17 protein-coding genes are annotated in these 18511 nt (G+C 63.8%); 11 read left to right on the top strand and 6 right to left on the bottom strand.

Translation table 11 applies throughout. The features are described 5' to 3' along the window. The first annotated feature begins 124 nt into the window (after positions 1 to 124). From Q0R23_RS14580 to Q0R23_RS14565, 4 genes are all read left to right on the top strand, one after another. Complete coding sequence (locus Q0R23_RS14580) at positions 125 to 586, top strand: hypothetical protein (protein WP_293914112.1); 462 nt, start codon at positions 125 to 127, stop codon at positions 584 to 586. A gap of 102 nt (positions 587 to 688) precedes the next feature. Continuing rightward, on the top strand, positions 689 to 2278 hold the full coding sequence (locus Q0R23_RS14575) for an Ig-like domain-containing protein (protein WP_293914111.1): 1590 nt from the start codon (positions 689 to 691) through the stop codon (positions 2276 to 2278). A gap of 148 nt (positions 2279 to 2426) precedes the next feature. After that, complete coding sequence (locus tag Q0R23_RS14570; RefSeq protein ID WP_293914110.1) at positions 2427 to 2606, top strand: hypothetical protein; 180 nt, start codon at positions 2427 to 2429, stop codon at positions 2604 to 2606. 161 nt (positions 2607 to 2767) lie between these two features. Next, a complete protein-coding gene (locus tag Q0R23_RS14565) occupies positions 2768 to 3049 on the top strand; it encodes a DUF389 domain-containing protein (RefSeq protein ID WP_293914109.1) in 282 nt (93 codons plus the stop codon). Positions 3050 to 3161: 112 nt separating this feature from the next. On the opposite strand, the gene Q0R23_RS14560 is transcribed toward Q0R23_RS14565, so the two are convergent. The 4 genes from Q0R23_RS14560 to Q0R23_RS14545 all read right to left on the bottom strand — a co-directional run bounded on the left by Q0R23_RS14560 (position 3162) and on the right by Q0R23_RS14545 (position 8124). After that, on the bottom strand, positions 3162 to 4451 hold the full coding sequence (locus tag Q0R23_RS14560; RefSeq protein WP_293914108.1) for a TniQ family protein: 1290 nt from the start codon (positions 4449 to 4451) through the stop codon (positions 3162 to 3164). A 29-nt stretch (positions 4452 to 4480) separates the two neighbouring features. Beyond that, positions 4481 to 5473, bottom strand: a complete 993-nt coding sequence (locus Q0R23_RS14555; RefSeq protein ID WP_293914107.1) for a TniB family NTP-binding protein — start codon at positions 5471 to 5473, stop codon at positions 4481 to 4483. A 118-nt stretch (positions 5474 to 5591) separates the two neighbouring features. Continuing rightward, the gene (locus Q0R23_RS14550) at positions 5592 to 7484 is read right to left on the bottom strand and encodes a Mu transposase C-terminal domain-containing protein (protein ID WP_293914104.1); all 1893 of its coding nucleotides are present in this window, start codon (positions 7482 to 7484) and stop codon (positions 5592 to 5594) included. Further along, positions 7477 to 8124, bottom strand: coding sequence for a TnsA endonuclease N-terminal domain-containing protein (locus Q0R23_RS14545; RefSeq protein ID WP_293914103.1), 648 nt, complete (start codon positions 8122 to 8124; stop codon positions 7477 to 7479). The genes Q0R23_RS14550 and Q0R23_RS14545 overlap by 8 nt, the downstream gene beginning before the upstream one ends. Before the next feature lie 151 nt (positions 8125 to 8275). Between Q0R23_RS14545 and Q0R23_RS14540 the strand changes: the two genes are divergently transcribed. Further along, positions 8276 to 8944, top strand: coding sequence for an ATP-binding protein (locus Q0R23_RS14540; protein WP_293914114.1), 669 nt, complete (start codon positions 8276 to 8278; stop codon positions 8942 to 8944). 224 nt (positions 8945 to 9168) lie between these two features. Continuing rightward, complete coding sequence (locus Q0R23_RS14535) at positions 9169 to 9624, top strand: restriction endonuclease (RefSeq protein ID WP_293914102.1); 456 nt, start codon at positions 9169 to 9171, stop codon at positions 9622 to 9624. A 90-nt stretch (positions 9625 to 9714) separates the two neighbouring features. Here the strand turns inward: Q0R23_RS14535 and Q0R23_RS14530 are convergent, their stop codons facing one another. After that, the gene (locus Q0R23_RS14530) at positions 9715 to 9975 is read right to left on the bottom strand and encodes a hypothetical protein (protein WP_293914101.1); all 261 of its coding nucleotides are present in this window, start codon (positions 9973 to 9975) and stop codon (positions 9715 to 9717) included. 130 nt (positions 9976 to 10105) lie between these two features. On the opposite strand from Q0R23_RS14530, the gene Q0R23_RS14525 reads away from it, so the two are divergent. The 4 genes from Q0R23_RS14525 to Q0R23_RS14510 all read left to right on the top strand — a co-directional run bounded on the left by Q0R23_RS14525 (position 10106) and on the right by Q0R23_RS14510 (position 13562). Further along, positions 10106 to 11281, top strand: coding sequence for a hypothetical protein (locus tag Q0R23_RS14525; RefSeq protein ID WP_293914100.1), 1176 nt, complete (start codon positions 10106 to 10108; stop codon positions 11279 to 11281). A 4-nt stretch (positions 11282 to 11285) separates the two neighbouring features. Beyond that, positions 11286 to 12410 carry a [LysW]-lysine hydrolase gene (locus tag Q0R23_RS14520; protein ID WP_293914099.1) on the top strand — a complete coding sequence of 375 codons (1125 nt, stop codon included), beginning with the start codon at positions 11286 to 11288 and terminating at the stop codon, positions 12408 to 12410. A 191-nt stretch (positions 12411 to 12601) separates the two neighbouring features. After that, positions 12602 to 12778 carry a hypothetical protein gene (locus tag Q0R23_RS14515; protein ID WP_293914098.1) on the top strand — a complete coding sequence of 59 codons (177 nt, stop codon included), beginning with the start codon at positions 12602 to 12604 and terminating at the stop codon, positions 12776 to 12778. Between the two features lie 208 nt (positions 12779 to 12986). Then, positions 12987 to 13562, top strand: a complete 576-nt coding sequence (locus Q0R23_RS14510) for a hypothetical protein (protein ID WP_293914097.1) — start codon at positions 12987 to 12989, stop codon at positions 13560 to 13562. 530 nt (positions 13563 to 14092) lie between these two features. On the opposite strand, the gene Q0R23_RS14505 is transcribed toward Q0R23_RS14510, so the two are convergent. Next, the gene (locus Q0R23_RS14505) at positions 14093 to 16138 is read right to left on the bottom strand and encodes a protein kinase (RefSeq protein WP_293914096.1); all 2046 of its coding nucleotides are present in this window, start codon (positions 16136 to 16138) and stop codon (positions 14093 to 14095) included. 189 nt (positions 16139 to 16327) lie between these two features. Here Q0R23_RS14505 and Q0R23_RS14500 point away from each other — a divergent pair, with 189 nt between their 5' ends. Continuing rightward, positions 16328 to 18178 carry a hypothetical protein gene (locus tag Q0R23_RS14500; protein WP_293914095.1) on the top strand — a complete coding sequence of 617 codons (1851 nt, stop codon included), beginning with the start codon at positions 16328 to 16330 and terminating at the stop codon, positions 18176 to 18178. The last annotated feature ends 333 nt before the right edge of the window (positions 18179 to 18511 follow it).

Below are 18511 nucleotides of genomic sequence, written 5' to 3'. Positions count from 1 at the left end.
ATGGCCTGGACGTTATTCAGGAAGCCATCAAGCACTTCGGTGATGGCAGGCTGGAAGTGCTGGCCGCCATCTTCACTGGGTGTCTGCCCTGGAAATCTCACGTCCTGCACGGCCTCAATACGTTTTGACCCCTACAGAGGTCCTCAACACCAGTAAAGCCGAAGCCGCCCTGGCCGCCAGCGTAACTAAGAAACTGGCCAAGCAAGAGCAGCGCATCGACGTGCTCACCGCCCGTGTCAGTGACCTGGCCAACCGGCCCCGGTCAGGCGGCGGCTTTCCATGGCTGATAGTCGCAGTAGCGGCGGGCGGCTACGCGCTGCTGCGCAGCAACCCTGATCTGATGGACCGGGTCAAGGGTCTGCTCGGTCAGGCCGACCCAGGTGTCAAGGGCAACCTCAACAGGGCGGGCGAGAGCATCAAGGATGCTGTTAAGGACGGTTTGGACGGCAACTATCCACGCGACTCGTTGAAGTCGGCGGGCGGCGAACTCAAGCGGGCCGGGGAGAAGACCGTGGACGCGGCAGGCGACAAGCTCGACGATCTAAAACGCGACGCCAATCGGAAACTCGACGACATCAAAGACTGAAGCGGACCTCCCTGGCAATTTGCCCCTCTGAGTTCACGAGCCACACGTCGCTCCTCAATGAGCAGTGTGGCTCGCTACTTATCAGCTTTCACAAGGACGCCAATGGACATACAAGAGTATCTGAAAGAGCACCTGAGCGTCCCCGTCGTCGCAGCTCTGGGCGCGTCCCTGGGCCTGCGGGCCACCCAGAGCGCCCGCATTGCCGATGAGGTTTTGCCCGGTCAACTCGACGCCCTAAGTGCGCTGAGCCGCACACCGGAGGGCGCCCAGAAGCTGCTTGATTTGACCCGTGACCGGATACCGGCTGGATCTGTTGACACACTGACCGGGAGTCCAGAAGCGCTGGCCCGGCTCCAGCAAGTCGGGGCTGAGCTGCTCCCCGAGGCGATGGGAACGGGCGTGGACACCGAGGTGCAGCGGTTGGCCAACGCCACCGGCACCGACGCCCCAACCGTGCGCCGGATGATGGAATTGCTACTACCCCTCTTGCTGAGCCTGATCGGACATCGTGCCACCAGCGACAAGTTAACGGCAGCAACCCTTGGCACCCTGTTCGGGGGGGCCGCCCTGACCGGCACAGCCGCTGCGCCTGTCGCAGTCCTGACGTCCACGCCAGATGTGGTGGTAGAACGGGCCGCGCCCGTCCCTGCCCCTCTGCCCCCGAAACTGGTGACCCGACCTGCCCAGGAGGAGCCTCGCCGCCGGACCCCGGTCTGGTGGCTGCTCCCTCTGGCCCTTCTGCTAGGCGTGGGCGGCTGCTACCTCTCGCAGCGCAACCAGACTGGGCTCGCCCTGACTCAACCGGCTGAGGGCGCCAGTGTGACTGGTCCCGTGACACTGAGCGGTACGGGCAAGGCGGGCGAGACCGTCACGGTCAGCGAGAATGGGACCAGTCTGACTACCGCTCAGGTCGCCGCAGACGGGGCCTTCAGCGCCACCGTTCCGGCGCCTGCTGCCGGTTCCCATACCTACGCGGTGACGGAGAGTGGCACCAGCACAGCACTCAGCCGGACTGTGACAGCAACGGCGGCCACCGTGGACACTTCTGACGCCACTGCCCAAACGCCGAGTAGCACAGCGCCAGACAGTACGGTGCCCAGCAGCGCGGCAGACCCGGCCTCCAGCGCCGCAACTACGCCGTCCTCAGTAACTGCGGCGCCCTCGACGGATCTGGCGTTCACGGCTCCAGCCAGCGGTCGTGTCCCGGCTGGTGCGCTGAGCCTCACTGGCACCGGCCCCGCCGACACCGACCTGAGCATCACCGAGGACGGCAACACGCTCGGCACCGCCCGCACCGACGCCAGCGGCGCCTGGACCTTCTCAGTGCCTAGCCCATCTGCTGGAGCGCACACCTACACGGCCACCACTGGCTCTGCGACCAGCGAGCTGAAGTTGACGGTAGCTGCTGGAACGGCCCAGACCGGAAGCTGCACCAAGCCGTTCTCGCTGTCGCTCAGGGACGGTGCCCAGGTCAAGCAGCCGTTCCGTTTCGGTGGTGAGGGCAGCGGGAAGAGCTATACCGTCACCGTCAGCCGGGGAACGCGCCAGATCGGCCAGAAGGTGCTGCCGCTCGACGCCAGTTGCAGCTACAGCTATACCAGCAAGCCGGGCGTTGGACGCATCACCTACGCTCTTAAAGAAAACGGCCAGAGCGCCGCTGCCCGCACCATCACCTTAAACGTCACACGGTAACGCACAACAGCGCCGCGCTTCGACTCACCCTGAGCCTGGAGCGCGGTGAAGCTGTTTCTGGAGCCCGCATGCACCGAACCGTGGACATCAGTGTGCCGGGGACACTATCACCGACGCGCTCCTCTGCCTGCTCGAACGGCAGGAACACGTGATCGGGCTCAGCGTCTCGCGGCGCTCCTCAATCAAACCTGCTGGCGACGTGATCACCGTCCATGTCCTCAACCGGGGCGCCGACGCAGCGCGGCGCCAGGTCGCGCAAATGAGCGACGAATATTCCACCGTGACCGCCGAAACCAGCAGCAGCATTGACCCCAAGCTGGACACCTAGGTCGAGAACGGCGTGGACGAGGCCCTATGGGAAGAACTGGAGGCTGGCCTGCGGCACCAGGGGCGCCATTGGGCTGACCAGTAAGGGCGCCGCTCAGGCCACGTCCCTGATCGCGGCCTCCATCGTGGCGCGGGGTAACCAGCACCCTGGCGGGCTACGCAGTGTTCATCCTGACGGCAGGGCTGACCTTCCTGCTTTTGCGGCGCTTCGGGGCGGTGATCATAGTGGCCTACCGGCGCAGCGTGACCGCCGGGGCGCTGGTGGCCCTGGTGATCACGCCAGCGACGGCGGTCATCGGCATGGGGCTCTCTCTGGGCCGCTTGGATTTGGCATGGCAGGGGCTGGAACGGGTGGCGTTGGATGTGACGCTGATTCTCGGCTGGGGCAGCCTGGTATTTGCCATCGGGCAGCGCACCGTGCATCGGCGCGCATCGCTGGTTTAGCTGCCCCTCCTTCACCACATCAACCTTTTAGAGAAGCAACTGAGATCTATCTCTGATGGTGTTCGTGACAGCTTCTACACTGAGCAGTTCCCACTCAGTTCCGGCTCGAATATCACTCAAATGAAGAGGTTTTACGTGCAGGGCCTTCGGGTCTTCCCTGATTAAATCTCGTCACTAAATCGCGCACCGTTCGAGGCGCAATTCCGAAATGCCTTGCAACTTCACGGACTGGCCGCCCCTCTCCATACGCCACTAGCAGGCGAGCCCGGCGCCCCCCCTGTTGCGCGTGACTAAGCAATTCTTCCCAACTTAACGGTCCTGTCAATGGCCGCCGAGGATTGACGTATTCCAGAGGTTTCAATGCGTCCAGATACCACTCAGGCGGCGCCTGCATGTCTTGCAGCAAGATCGTGCGGCGCAATCGGGCAGCGCGGCTCCAAGCAGTCACCCGTTCCGGCCAGCCATCAAAAAGCGTGATGAGGTGTTCAATCGCCGCTAATCTAGTCCGCACGTCAAGGACATCAAAACTCCTGACCCGTGGTTCGCTCTGCGCCAGAACCGGCATCCCAAGCAACGTCCGCAACCGCTCTGCCCGTCGTCCGAAGGTCAACAAGGTCAGCCACAGCCGAGCGACGACCAGGTACTCCGTCAGCGGCACCGCACCGACGCCCTGGACTTGCACCCAGCCGTCGCCCGCGATGGCGGCATGAATGACTGCCTGCCAGGCCACGACGGCGGCGGGCGCCGCGACTGTCGGAGCGGATGCCAAAGCGACCTCGCAGGCATGACACCGAGTGTGAGGGAAGCGAGTCGGGAACGACTTGCTCAGGTGCGCGGCCATATCGACCCGGTGAGGGACCACCGGGACACCGCAGGCGGGGCAGGCCGCGTGGAGCACACAGCCGTGGACCGGGCACACCACACTGATCGATAAGCGCCATGGCAGCAGGTAGGCGGGGCGCTCCCCCAGGCACTGCGGACAATACTGCAAACCGCAGTGCCGCCTGGTCCGATGATAGATGCCCAGGTGCAACACCCAGGGCGTCGAACTGTTGGCGGTGTGGTGGGCGTAGACCCGGCCTTCCAGGGACGGCAATGTATGTAGTCGAAGGACATCTGCGTTAACTCCTGTCGCTCGCTCCAGGGCCGCCAGGACCTCATCCCCAGCCATACTGTCGATATCCCGGTTCCAGAGCTGACGCTCACCAAAAATCAGGCGACTCAAGCTGTGCAGCTTCTGACTGTTGGCCTGAGCGAGCCGAAAAAGCCAGCTCGACAGAAGTTCCTGAGGTTCGGGACGCGGACGCATCGGCAGCAGGGCGGAACGTGCGCCGCCGAGCCGTGACGGCCCCTGCACCACCCGCTGAGGGCTCAGCACCGGAAAAGGCCGCAGCTTAACCATGACCGGTTACCGGCCTCGGCAGAAGGCAGTTAGGAAGTTGCGTCATCCGGCTTCTTCGCGCCATCCGGCTTCTTCGTGTCACTTTCCACTCGCCCGTACAACTCGCGTTGCGTTTCCACATCACGCTGAGAAGGAGCCACCGGCTTCAATGCTTTGATGCCCGCCAGTGTGACCCGCTCTTCGCCGCCGACGGCCCGGCGTGCGGCTCTCGACACCAGCTTTACAGCCTCACCGATCAGGCCTTCAGAGTGGTCGTAGAGGAATCGGGCGATTTCTCTTGACGCCAGATCAGACGGCTGAACCAGTGGAAGATCCTGTTCTAGACCGCTCAAGAATTGCCTGAATTCATTCTTTTTAGGAGGATATTGCCAACGAGGCAACGCCAGTGTCTCGAAGCGAAGGTGAATCTGCGGGTCACTCCTCATCAGCGGAAACACTTCCGGAATCCCGGTGGCCACCATCGGGATTTGCAGATCCGTGCTGAGCGTCTTTATGGTGTTAAGTGAACGCCGCTGCCGCACGCTCGTCGCCGTCAGAATATGATGGAACTCATCGAAAATGAGCATTCGGACATCCAGCCGTTTAATCAGCTCGACCACCATCCGGTACTTTTTATCAGGACGGTCTTTTTCTTTGTAGGCTGCAAACATCGCGTCGAGAATCCAATGATACAGGCGGTCCTCATCAGGTTCGGCGCGGAACAGGACATACAGGGCGGGCAGATGAGCGCACGGCTGGTCGGGATCATTCACTGGCGCCGCGTACAGGCGAATGAAGTTTTTAACTAACGACGTTTTGCCGCTGCTGGTTTCACCCACGATGATGAAATTATCGGGTTTGGTTTGCTGTGGGTTATCTTTCGAGATATCCAGGAGGTCTTTCATCCGGGCCATATGCTCTTCCGCTCGCGTATAGATAACATACCGGTCCTCAGCAAGATAAATGCGCCGGGCTTCCGTGTTGCCAGACTCTCCCAACTTCGAGAGCAAATCCATAACACCCGGTGTCAGCTCGCGCTTCACGACGTCTCCTGAACTGTCACCACTGGTCCACTCTCCGTCCCGGTCAACACATGCCCAGAATAGCGGGACATCGACACTACGTCATATTCTCATGAAAATACTCATGAAGCTGAGGGGATTAGTGCTGAACCCTGAACGGCACGATCAATTCGTCCTCCTCCTCCATCGGGGAGGCCTTGAGACTGGGTTCTGGAGTCAGCGGTGGCTCGACAGCTTGGTGACCACGCCGCTTCGTGTGCTCGCGGCGGACCTGACGGGTTGTATTTTTGGAGTGGGTCACCAGCCGATTCTGCGTGCGCTGTGCATTGATCAAGTCGGGCTCTTTCACCTGTTCCCCCTTGAGGCTTTTTGCCAGTTTCTTCAATTGCCGGAGCTCCCAGACGCTCAGCCGATGCCAACTTTTGTCGGCAAACGGTATCGCGTAGTAGCGTCCAGCCTCCAGGTCATAGAAATAGATCTGGGACAGGTCGCGGGGATCACGGCGCACGATATAGCGCTCGCTGGGCTTGCCCAGGGCGCGGAGGGCCAGGAACGGCGCTAGAACCTCGTGGTAGTAGGTGATGGTTTCCAGCCGGATGCCGTAGCGCTGGACGGTCACCTCGAACGAGGGCAGGAAGTCGATCTGCAACTTGAGGGCTTCCTCGGGCGTCGGTAGCGGAAACAGCCCCTTGGGCGGCGCCTCGGCGCTGCCTTCCAGCAGACCGCGCCTGAAGACGGCGATGGGGGTCTCACCGTTCAGGCCGCTGTGAGGGCGCTGATTGTAGACGCCTGCAAAGAAAACCGTCAGCCAGAGATCGAGTTCGTCGAAGGTCAGGACTGCCCTTTTCTGACTTTTGTAGTCGCTTCGGCGCTGAGGATTCGAGAATGTTGTCCCCGGCAGGTCGTGCAGTTCGGTGGCGATGGTGCCCATCAGGCGCTCGATATGCCCACCGAACCAGGGCCGCTTGACTGGGCGCAGCTCGACATGAATGCCGTACTCCTGACAAGAACGCTCCAGCATCTTGCCCCGGAACTCGCGGGCATTGTCAACGTGGATCTTGGTGGGCCGTCCCCACACTGGCCAGCGCAAGGTCGGCGGGGGGCCATCATCCTCCGGCTCATACTTCTGCACTTCCGCAAAGATCTTATTAAGCCGCTGTTGCCGGGGGGCCAGAAAGCGCTCTTTGGGCAGCATCGACTGTGCCAGACACGAGCCCGCACTCATGAAGCTCGGTTTGTCTAGCGAGATATGAAAACCTACCACTGCCCGGCTCATCACGTCGATAGCGACAGTTATGAAGGGCCGCCCGATCTCCAGACGCTCGAACTCGTCCACGATCATGATGTCGAGTTCGGTATGGTCGATCTGCACGACATCGAGCGGGGCGGCGGCACCTGGAAACGAGCCCCGGAGGGCGCGACCCGGCTCCGTGGCATTGCGGCCCCGGCGACGACGAGTCCGTTCCATAGGGCTGAGCGCCTGGATTCTACGAGACACCGTGTCCCGACTAGGTAAGGAGAGCTTAAGTAGCGCACACCGCTCGCAAATCGCTTGATGGGTCTTGGTCACCGTGGGCTGCTGGCGACTCAGGTACTTAGTTTCAATAATCTCGTCAATCACCGCCAGCACCTCAGGCTGCTGCCGTGACTGTCCGGCATCGCTGCGGGGCCGCCGAGCAAGCGTGGCAGTCTGTAAATTGTTCTCGTACACTGCCAGCAACCGGTAGAGCGTCGCCACCGAGGCCCCGACCTCCTGGGCGCGTGCGGCGACAGCACTTTTGGGTCGCGGGTGTAGGTTTAGAAGTGGAGCGATGTAGTCGAATCGCAGAAGGGCGTCTTCCAGGTCCGCTGGACGCGGGCGAGGCGTTGGCCCTCCAGTCTCAACCGCAGGACCCAGCGCATGAACGGCCACTTCACGCAGTTGTCCAGTTTCCATGTCTTTGACCAGGAGCTGTTCGAGGTCATGCTGACGGACGACTTTGACAGCCCGACTCTGGAAGCACAGGACCGTTCCGGGCGATAGATCAAGCATGGGTTACCTCCGCTGGCACCAAGGATACGGTAGCCGCCAGCGAGAGCGGCTGGTTCAGGTTGACCGTCACCTTACCCAGACACAGCAAATGCCAGACGAAGGGCAGCACTTCGGCGTCAGGCTCTTCAAGTTGACTGAGCCAGGCCGAAATCGACAATGGCCCGCTCGCCGCCAACACCGCTTGCATTCGGGTCAGCAGTTCTGGAGGCGGGGTCATTACCCGGAAGGTGGAGAGAAACAGCCAGTTGCGTGCCCGTGGGGTGCGGGCGTGGCGTTCGGTGATCAGTCGAAAATGCCACCCCTGCTCACGGGCGTAGTGGGACGCCATGACCCAGCGCTCCCGGTGCTTGACCCGTAGCTCCTGGATATCCGCGACGTATTTGACCTCGACCAACTCGATCACGTCGCCCTGACGAAAGACCAGGACATCTGGGGTGTACCGCCGAGCCTGACCCAAGCTGTCCCGGTAGTCCAGACGGATCGGTTGAATTTCATAGGCCAGGACCGTTGGGTCGGCTTCCAATGTAATCAGGTAGTCGCGCTCCAGCGCCGATTCGTAGTGGGCCGGGCCAATGGCTTTGAGGGCAGCTAGGCGTCCGGTGATGGCACGGTGACTGGGTGGGATACGGCGAACAGGCATAGGCGACTCCTCCCCGGTCTCCACCAGCCGTTGAACGGGATGGTATACAGTCTCAAATATTGTGCGTAAATGCAACATGATCTCAAATAGCGCGCGTATGAGTCTCAAATAACGTGCGTGAAGACAGGCATCATGGGGGCACCAGTCTCAAATAGCGCGAGTATGCACAGGCAGCATGCCCAGGCCCGGCGAGGTCAGTCTGGCGCACCGGGGATTGCTGTTTCTGGATGAATTTCCGGAATTTTCGCGCAAGGCCCTGGAAACCCTCCGGCAGCCGCTGGAAGACGGCGAGGTGACCATCAGCCGGGCGCGGGCCAGCTTGCGGTATCCGGCGCGGTTTCAACTGCTGGCCGCCATGAATCCCTGTCCCTGTGGGCACCACGGCGACCCGGAGAAAGCCTGCACCTGCACGCCGCTGTCGCGCACCCGCTACACCGCCCGGCTCAGCGGCCCGCTGCTCGACCGCATCGATATTCGGGTGGCCGTGCCCAGGCTCACCGTCGAGGAACTGACCCGCAGCAAGGAACCCGAACCCAGCGGGCCTATCAGGGCGCGGATTCAGGCGGCCCGCGACCGGATGCTGCTGCGCCAGGGCGAGCGCAACAGCTTGCTGGTCGGTCAGGCGCTGCGCCTCCACGCGCCGCTGGCAGCCGGTCCGGCCAGCTTCATGGCCGCCGCCGCCCGCCAACTGGGCCTGACCGGGCGCGGCCACGACCGGGTGCTGCGACTCGCCCGCACGGTGGCCGACCTGGGCGGCAGCGACGAGATTCGGGAAGTGCATCTGGCCGAGGCGGTGGCGTTCCGGCCCAGGGAGTTGTGAAGGGTACAGAGTTGTGAAGGGTACGGAGCCCTAGATGCTGGCCTCCGGTCAGTAAGAATGCTGTCTGAGCTTGAGTTTACCTTGAATGGGTGCCCAGAAGAAGACGCCAGGATCAACCGCCACCCCAGTTTCTTTTCGCTCTGTTACTGATCGGCGGCATTGCGTACAGCCTTGCCAACAGGCAGTACCTTCTGGTCACCCTGTGTACGCTGGCCTTGGCCGCTTTGATCACTCTGCTGCTGCGGCAACAGCGTCTGAGCCGCGCCCGGACGCTGGCCCTGACCGATCTGCGTTGCCTCTCACACCGAGACCTGGAACTCCACGTCGCCGCCGTGCTGGACGCCCTCCCCGGCTGGAGAGCCCAGGCCACGCGCGGCAGCAGCGATCAAGGCGCCGATGTCATCGCCACCAGCCCTACGCAGGTCATCGTCGCTATTCAGGTCAAGCATTACCCTCAGCGCAATGTCGGTAACAAAGCCGTGCAGGAGATCGTGGCCTCCAAAGCCATCTACCGGGCCAGCGAGGCCGTCGTCTTCACCTCTGGGCCGGGTTACACCGCCTCCGCCCGTGAACTGGCCAAAGCCAACGGAGTCCGGCTATGGACCCCACGCGACCTTTTCGAGCTTCAGGCCAAGGCCCAGTCCGACCCGCCACTTCGCACGGATCTTCTGCCCACCTGAACACTGAAGGGCCGCCCGTGGTAGGCAGCCCCTTGTTCTCAACTCCAGCTACCCAACTCCAGCTACCCAACTCCAGCTAGACGTTGCGGCTCAGATATCTTCGCGTGTCACCTCACCCTTGTCGGCGTCGCCCACGACCAGGGCAGGGGCGATCACGCCGCCCACACCCGCCACGCCGCCGCCCGGCGTGCCCACCCCGCCGACCGGAATACTGACCGCAATCGCCACGTCGCCGCCCTCAGCGTGGCCCGAACGGCGCTCGGTGTTGGTCAGGGCGTCGGCGCCCTCCTCGCGCAGTTGCTCGTCGCTTTTGCCCAGGGGCGTATCACCGTATCTGTTGGATTCAGTCATGGTTCAGTGTGGCTCGCCGGAGCATTAAAGCGGGTGAAGGGCGGGCGAAGTTTCCTTGGGCGTGGCCGACTCTCAGCAGCGTCGGGTATGCTGACACACGTAACCGCCATTGACGTCAAGGAGTTTGGCCATGAATGACCGTATTTTAGGAGCGCTCCAGCGTGTCGGTATCCAGGATTCCCCGGTGGCGAGCCTGGATCATGACGACCAATTCTTCGCCCTGACCGCCCAGGCGCTGCTCTACCAGGGCGAAACCGGTGGGCCGCTGAACCAGGTCAAGCTGCGCGAAATCAGCCGCATTCACTCGGACCACCAGGGCACCCTGCGCGTCGAGGCGCCCGGCGGCACGGCCATCACCGCCTCGCTGCTGGGATTTGACCCCAACCGGGTGCAGCGCTTTTTTCAAACGGTGCGCGACACCACCGCCCGCGCCAAGCAGCTTCCCGCCTCGCCGCTGCCCACCGCCCCGGCCAGCAGTGAAGCCAAGACGTTCAGCCCGGCCCCCAGCACACCGGCCCCCAGCACACCGACACCGGTTGCCCCAACCCCCGCCGCACCCGGTCCACTCAACCTGTCACCCGTCAACCCGGTCCCGGTCAGTCCAACTCCGGTCAGTCCAACTCCGGTCAGTCCAGTCACGCCCATCGTGATCGCCGACGGCCCCGAAGCGCCCCGCGTGGTCAGGGTCGGGGCGCCGCCCGCCGGTCTGCCAGCCAGTCCGGCGTCAGCCAATCCAGCGTCAGCCGGTCCGGCAGCGGCTCCAACGCAGCCTGCGCCCCCCAGACCGGAGCTGAGCAAGCCCGAAGCGACCAGAATTGAAGCGGCCAAACCGCTCAGCGTCAGCGCCTCGCCCACCTTCAACCAGCCGCGCCCCGCCGAGGCGCCGAAAGCCGCCACACCCGCGCCGAGCCTTCCGCCGACCCGGCTGCCGGTCGGCACGCCTGTCAAACCGGCTGGGCCTGCCGCAAGTACCGCTACTGTTCCAACGGCGTCCAGCCCGAATTCACCCAATATGGCCGCCGCGCCCACCACGGCGCTGGAACGCTCGCTGCAATCCAGCAGCCTGATTCGCTCGGCACAGACGGTGGGCGGCCTGAGCATGACCGTGCGCATTCTCTCGGTGGTGCTGATTCTCGGCGCCCTGGGCATGGGCTACTTTTTGTGGCGCCAGGGCAAGGCCAGCCAGATTCCGGCGCTGTGGACCGTGACGATGGGCATCGTGACCGCCGTGGCGCTGAACGTGCTGGCCGAGGTGCTCAAGCTGCTCTCGGCGCTGGGTCAGGCTGTGGCCGGTTCCAGAGAGTAAGCGCTTGAGTTCACCTGAACCGGTCCCCACCGAGCGCAGCGTCCGCGAGCTGGTCTTCGGCGCGGTGTCGCGGCCTTCACTGTCCGGGCAGGAAGCCGAGGTCGCCGAATACCTGCGCGGCTGGATGGCCGCTCAGGGCTTCGCGGCGCACATCGACGCCGCCGGAAACGCGGTGGGCGTGCGCGGAGACGGGCCGCTGAGCGTGGTGTTGCTGGGCCATATCGACACGGTGGCGGGGCACATCCCCGTTCACATCGACGAGCAGGGCCTGCTGCACGGGCGCGGCAGCGTGGACGCCAAGGGCAGCTTCTGCACCTTCGCGGCGGCGGTGGCCGGGCTGAGCGCACACGCGCTGAAACTGGCCACCTTCGTCTGCGTGGGCGCCACCGAGGAGGAAGCGCCCAGCAGCAAGGGCGCCCACTTCGCGGCGGGCCAGTACCGCCCCGACCTGGTGGTCATCGGTGAGCCGAGCGGCTGGCAGGGCATCACGCTGGGCTACAAGGGCCGCCTGGTGCTCAGGGTGACGGTGCAAAAAGACGACTTTCACACCGCTGGCGACGGAAGTAGCGCGGGCGACGATCTGGCCGAGAGCTGGCTGCGGGTCCGCACCTGGGCCGCCGAGCACTCCGGCGAGGGGATTTTCGGGCGCGTCCAGGCCACCATCCAGGCGCTGAGTTCCGGCAGCGACGGCCTGGAGCAACTCGCACACGGCAGCTTCGGGCTGAGGCTGCCGCTGCACGTCGCGCCCCAGCAGGCCCGGCAGCAGCTCGGTGCCCTGCTGGCCGACCTGGAGAGCCTGAGTCTGGACTTTGTCGGCGACGAGACCGCCGTGCGCTACGGGCGCGACACGCCGCTAGCCCGCGCCCTGCGCATCGCCATCCGGCAGCAGGGGGGCACGCCCGTCTTCAAGGTCAAGACCGGCACCAGCGACATGAACGTGGTGGCCCACCACTGGCCGGTGCCGACCCTGGCGTATGGCCCCGGCGACAGCACGCTCGATCACACGCCCCAGGAGCGCCTCGACCTGGCCGAGTACGACCGGGCGGTGGTCATTTTGCGCTCGGCACTGACACAGGCCGTCACCTCTATGAGCACAGGCACAGGCCGCGTGCAGCACTCTGCGGGTTGAGCAGTTCTAGAGCAGATGTCATAAAAAGGGTCTTTTTATGACCGAGCGGAGCGAGTAGTTTTGACTGAGCAGAACGCAGAATGGAGGCGCGGGGAGGCTGTTTTCCCCGTGGCGTCATTCGGAGTACTGCTCTAACCTTCGCCTAACGCCAGGGAACGGCCCCGCAACGCCCGATTTGCTATGGTGAGGCCATGAGCCTTCGACTGGACAACGACCTGGAGTCCGCCATTCGTGAACACCAGAACACCACCGCGCTGCTGGTGGCGCTAGGCGTGCTGATCGGCGTGGGTGTGGCCGCCTGGATGCTGTCGCGCCCGCCCCGCGACACCGTGAGAAGCGAAGACCCGGAAGCGCCGCTGTTCATCTAGAGCAGATGTCATAAAAAGGGTCTTTTTATGACCGAGCGGAGCGAGTAGTTTTGACTGAGCAGAACGCAGAATGGAGGCGCGGGGAGGCTGTTTTCCCCGTGGTGTAATTCGGAGTACTGCTCTAAGCACCGATTTCGCTGAGAACCTGGCCCTGGATTCAGGAAGTTTGATTTGCACTGCCTGATCCACTGCTTAATCCACTGGGCTTGTGCGAATTGCGAAAGCGCCCGGCGCCTACCGTGTGGGCATGTTACGCCCGGTTGTGCCCTTCGTGATCGCTGCGCTCAGCGGCGTGCTGGCCTTCACGCCTGTTCACATCAGCCAGTACGCCGCAGCGTACGAGCAGGGCACACGGTACGCCGTCGTGGGCCACCCGACACGCGGCTGGGTCTTCAGGGCGCCGCCGCAGGGCCAGCGCTACGGCCAGGCGCTGTTCGAGACCGCCCACCTGGTCCTGAATACCGAGCGGGAACTGGCCGCCGAGTGCCACGCCTACAGCTACGTCGGTCACAGCACCACCCTGCTGGAGCGCACCTCGTTCATGGTTCAGCGGGAGCGCCGTGAATTGCCAGCGGGAACACTGAGCGTTTCAGGCCCGTCACGCCGCGCCGTCGCCTGGCTTGAGCAACTGAGCGACCTGTGCCGCAGCGGAGCAGGCGCCGAGAAGACCCTGGCCTCCGTGCGCATCGAGGGCAACCGCTACGTGCCCGCCGAGGTGCCCCAGATCGCCGTGCTGGCCGTAGCTGCCGGAGCAGGCTGGACTGCGCGGATCGTCAAGCGCTGAGCCGGGAACAGTTAATCGAGCTCAAAATCTATGTAAAATGGAATCTTTGGTAGCTTTCTGTGAGGATAGTGAAACCATAGTCCATCTCGCAACGCGAGCCAGATTCCCAGTTGATCGTAATAGGTAATTCCACTGACCTCTCGACACCTCCCCTATCGGTCAACATCATAGTTTTGCCGCTGCTATACGGAAGAAATTGGACCCTCTTAAGACGAGCTATATCAACTCGCCACTCTTTGAACAGAGATTTATATACTACTTTTTCTCTATCGACCATAATTTTACATGTACTTGAAAAAAGTGAGAGGAGGAGCAAAAAAGCACCTAATCCAATTGATAGAGGTAATCGAAGATGGTTTACTTTTGCGTATGGATCACTATATGATATATACACCCATAGAAGAGTAGATGCAAGCACAAAAATTCTGAAACCAGCTTTAATTTTAAATACTTTTATATCCATATAGATATAATATCATCGTAAGCTAGCCTGACAACCGCCAGAATCTTTACAGAGTCCAGCGCTTCGTTCAGTCCAGCGGGCGCATCACCATCGAGATCGCCTGGACGGGCGCGTACATGTCGTTGCTGCTGAGCAGGTCGCCCACCGAGCTGTAGGTGCGCAGCACCTGGCCGCCCTGGCGCACGGTGTAGAGGTGGCCTTCGGGGCTGACCTGCATCAGCCAGGGCGCCTCGCTGGACTCGCCGACCAGGGAATCGAGGGCGAAGGTGTTGCCGGGCGTGCCGTCCGCCTCGATCTTGCGGACTTTACCCGCCACGCCGTCGACGATGTAGACCGTGCCCTGGGCGTCCACGCCGAGGCCCTGGAGGGGGCGCAGCTCGTCGCTGGTGCGGTCCATCCGGAAGGCGTAGCGCGAGACGTACTCGCCCTGCGGCGTGAAGCGCTGGACCTGGCGGTTGCCGCTGTCGAGCACGTAGATATGGCCCTGAGCGGTGGCGGCGACGGCGCGCGGTTTCTCGAAGCGGCCTAAACCCTGACCGCGCCCACCGAAGCGGCGCTGGTAGCGGCCCTGCGAATCGAAGACGACCACGTGGTGCGATTCGCCGTCGAGGACGAACAGCGAGCCGCCGCAGACCGCCATGCTGATCGGCTGGAGCAGCTCATTCTCGCCCAGACCGTAGGCGCCGAAGGCCAGCAGCTCACGGCCATCCGGCGAGAGCTTGCGCACCAGCGCCCCGCTCTTGCCCTGGCGAAATTCCTGAATGCTGAGGTACAGGTTGCCGTCGTCGTCGCTGGCGAGTGCGTTGGGGGCCGATGGGAGGGCATTGTCGCCGGTCAGGTCGCGCAGGCTCAGGCGCAGCTTGCCCCTCAGGTCGAGGAGTCTCAGGCTGCCGCGCTTTTCCTGCACGCTCATGGCCAGGGCGTAAGGGTCGTTGAAGGTCTCGTCGCTGAGCACCCCGGCGTCGAGGCGACCGATCACGTCGTCGAGCGAGGGGCGCAGGGCGGGGTCTTTTTCGATCATGTTCAGCACCAGGTCGTTGAGCTTGCCCGGCACCTCCAGCCGGACCTGCTTGGGCGGCTTGGGCGACTCGAAAATCTGCTGATGCACCACCGCCTCGTAGCTGCCCCGGAAGGCGGTCTGGCCGGTGACCATCTCGTAGGCCAGCAGCCCCAGCGAGTAAACATCACTCCGGGCGTCCACCCGGTTGCCCTTAGCCTGCTCCGGCGCCATGTAGATGGGAGTGCCGACCCGCGCCCCAGTCATGGTCAGGCGGGTCAGCACCTTGCCCACCGCGATGCCGAAATCCATCAGTTTGACGCCGCCCTCGCGCAGTTTGCCGTCCTGAATGGCGCCGCGCAGCACCATCACGTTGGCGGGCTTGATGTCGCGGTGAACGACGTTCTGGGCGTGGATGTGCCTCAGCGCGTCGGCCAGGGCGCGGATAATCTGCACGGTGTCGGCGAAGGCGGGCTGCTTGTTTTCGAGCAGGGCTTCCAGGCTCTCGCCGTCGAGGAACTCCATGGCGATGTAGTACTCGTCGCCCTGGGAGCGGTAATCGTAGACCCGCACGATGTTGGGGTGGTTAAACCGCTTGAGCACCTCGGCCTCGCGGTAAAATCTCTTGACGAACTTGGCGTCGGCCAGGTACTTTTCCTGCGGCACTTTCAGGGCCACGGTGCGCCCGTCGGATTTGCGCCGGGCGCGGTAGACGCTGCCCATGCCGCCGATGCCGATACGGTCGAGCAGCTCGTAATCGGCGAATTTGAGATCGGCCACCGTGCCCGACAGCGTGATGTTGCGCCGGGTCGGGTTCTTGATCTGGGTGGCCGTCAGCGGCGCGGTGCGGCTGACCTTGCTGACCTTGCTGGGGCGTAAAGGATGCGGCGCGGCCTCACTGCCCAGCCGCAGAAACGAGCCCGCACCGAGGGCCAGGGCGACCACCAGCAGGCCCTGAGCGCGTTCGACGGAGCCGCCCAGCGCCACCAGCACGCCGATGACCAGCAGGCTGAGGGCCAGCAGCGCGGCCAGCACCCGCTCGCCGGGGCGGATCAGCAGCAGCGCGGCCACCACGAAGAGCGACACCAGCAATACGGTGGTAACGAAGACGCTCACGGCCCGTACTGCGCAGTGCGGAGCGGAGGAGCGGGAACAGTCAGAGCGGAGGCGTCCATGTCCTACCGTTATATCGCCCGGAGTCTCACGCTGCCCTGACACGCCGCGCCGCGCGCCGGATTTCTTCGGTTTTGGCGCTCCTGGCGCGGCGATTATAATTCTGTGCTTTAAGGGCTTTTATACTGAGGCGTGATGCAGGACGCGGAACTGGTCGAACTCTTCGAGTACAAGGTGGCAGACATGCAGCGGGGGGCCGAGCCCAAAGGCGGCAAGCGCTCGCTGAACGATCTGCGCGAGCGGCTGCTGAGCGACGTACAGGACGCCTCGATGATGCGCCGTATCCGCACGGCGGACCGGATCTGGCGGGCCTGCTCTGCCGCCGCCACCGCGCCGATAGCCCTGCAAGGCGGCGGTGAGCAGGGTCTGGACAACATGAACCTGAACCTCAGCGACTTGCAACTCGAAGAGGGCGTGATTCAGGCCCCCATCCAGCAGGGCGAGCGCAACGAGTGGGACGTGCTCAGCCGCCTGCGGGCCGGGCTGTATCACGCCGAGCTGCTGAGCCAGGCCAAGTTGCAGGCCCGCATCTGGCTGCGCGAACCCCGGCTCTCGACCCTGCGCCTGGCCTTCGCGCTGACCGAGAACCTGGAGCGCGGCGCCCCCGGCACGGCGGTCCCGCCGCTCAACGACGCCTTTTCGTCGCTGCACCGCCCGGAAATCGCCGCCCAGGTGCTGACCAGCCTGGCCGAGCAGCTCAGCGTCCAGGCCGGAGAGCTGCCGGAGCGCTACTTGCAGGTCCGCACGGCGCTGAGCGATCTGGTCACCGCGCCGTTTCCGCGCTCAGGCAACGCCGACGTGATGGACGCCCGCGTTCAGGCCGCCGAGCGCGACCAGCTCAGCAATGACGTCAAGGCCGCGCTGATTCAGGCGCTCCAGCAGGGACCGGACGCCCCGCGCTCCGCCGCCGAGCAGGCCCCCATTCGCGAGGCTGCCGGGCATCTGCTGGCTTTTCTGGAGGGCATTATTCCGCGCAGCAGCGGCGGTCAGGGGCCGGAGTGGCCGCTGCTCGACGGCCTGCTGTTTTCACGCGGTCAGTCGCTGCGCCTCTCCGAGCCCGGCAAACAGTCGCTGTCGCTGGCCATTCACCTGCCCGGTGGCGAACAGACCACCTGGCGTTCGCAACTGGTCGCCTGGAAGCCGGTAACATTGAGCAAGCTCGATGCGGAAACCGGCTGGGAAGTTCGCCTGAGCGACGGCGGCGTGGGCAGCAGCGAGAGCACGAACATCGTGCGGCTCTCGGCCCGGCGCCCGGTGGCCGAAAGTCAACTGGGCGGTCAGCCGGTGCGGCTGGTACTCAACGGAGAAGATATGGCCCTGGAACTGCGTCCCGTTTCACACACCGACCTTTTTCCCCTCTCACTCGAAGCCCGGCTCACCGCCTCGCTGCTCGAACCCGGCCAGGCGTATGCCCACCTGCGGCTCGCCCGCGCCGCTGCCCAGCGGCTGCGCGGCAACGAGATCAACCCTGAGAAGGTCTCGGTGGAGAGCGCGGCCCGCTACAGCGCCGCCCCGCCCGAAACCCTGCTGACCTTCGCCCGCCAGGGCGCCCAGACCCTGCTCTCCTACGCCTCTCAGGGTGAGGACGAGGCGCTGGGCCGCTCGTTTGAAGACGCCCGCACCTTCTTGCAGCTCAGCAAAGAGGCCAGCGACAGCCTGCTCAACCTGGTCCGCCGCAGCCTGCAAGTCGGCTCGCTGCCGATTATCAGCAGCGCTGGCGTGCCCGAAGTCGAAAGCGGCGAGGAGCACGCCCTGCTGATCTTCCGGGGCGAGCCGCTGACCGTGAAGGTCAAGGGCCGGGTGGTGACGTTGCGCAACGACTACAAGGGCGACCTGTGCGCCGTGATGCCCGGTCTGCCTGCGGCCACCGTCCGCGACCTGCTGGTGATGCCGCTGCCCAACGGCGCCATGACCCTCATCCGCGCCGGAGAGCGGGTGGCGGTGGGCTTTCAGCCGCTGCTGAGCGCCGCGCCGGGCGAGTAGAGGGGAAGTGGGTTGTGGGAAGTGGGAAAAGAGAGGACATGCGCTTTGACCCCTCACCCCGCTGCTGCGCAGCGCCCCTGTGCAAGCACTCGTCGTGAACGGAGCGGCCAGCGGGCAGACGCATTGGCAACGTGCCAAAGCCCTAGAGCAGTACTCCGAATTACGCCACGGGGAAAACAGCCTCCCCGCGCCTCCATTCTGCGTCCTGCTCAGTCAAAACTACTCGCTCCGCTCGGTCATAAAAAGGGTCTTTTTATGACATCTGCTCTAATCAACGCAACCTAACTGTCAACCGCCCAGCCAGCTCAGTGACGCCATGTCCCCACCCCAACC

Origin of the sequence: Deinococcus sp., assembly GCF_025362455.1 — a bacterium.
Classification (GTDB): domain Bacteria; phylum Deinococcota; class Deinococci; order Deinococcales; family Deinococcaceae; genus Deinococcus.
Note: the sequence above shows the minus strand (reverse complement) of the source record. Positions and strands in the feature narration are given on the sequence as shown.

Excerpts from the sequence above, each read along its gene's own strand:
- Q0R23_RS14575 (WP_293914111.1), top strand. The coding sequence starts at position 689 with ATGGACATACAAGAGTATCTGAAAGAGCACCTGAGCGTCCCCGTCGTC.
- Q0R23_RS14560 (WP_293914108.1), bottom strand. The coding sequence starts at position 4,451 with ATGGTTAAGCTGCGGCCTTTTCCGGTGCTGAGCCCTCAGCGGGTGGTG.
- Q0R23_RS14550 (WP_293914104.1), bottom strand. The coding sequence starts at position 7,484 with ATGCTTGATCTATCGCCCGGAACGGTCCTGTGCTTCCAGAGTCGGGCT.
- Q0R23_RS14545 (WP_293914103.1), bottom strand. The coding sequence starts at position 8,124 with ATGCCTGTTCGCCGTATCCCACCCAGTCACCGTGCCATCACCGGACGC.
- Q0R23_RS14530 (WP_293914101.1), bottom strand. The coding sequence starts at position 9,975 with ATGACTGAATCCAACAGATACGGTGATACGCCCCTGGGCAAAAGCGAC.
- Q0R23_RS14525 (WP_293914100.1), top strand. The coding sequence starts at position 10,106 with ATGAATGACCGTATTTTAGGAGCGCTCCAGCGTGTCGGTATCCAGGAT.
- Q0R23_RS14515 (WP_293914098.1), top strand. The coding sequence starts at position 12,602 with ATGAGCCTTCGACTGGACAACGACCTGGAGTCCGCCATTCGTGAACAC.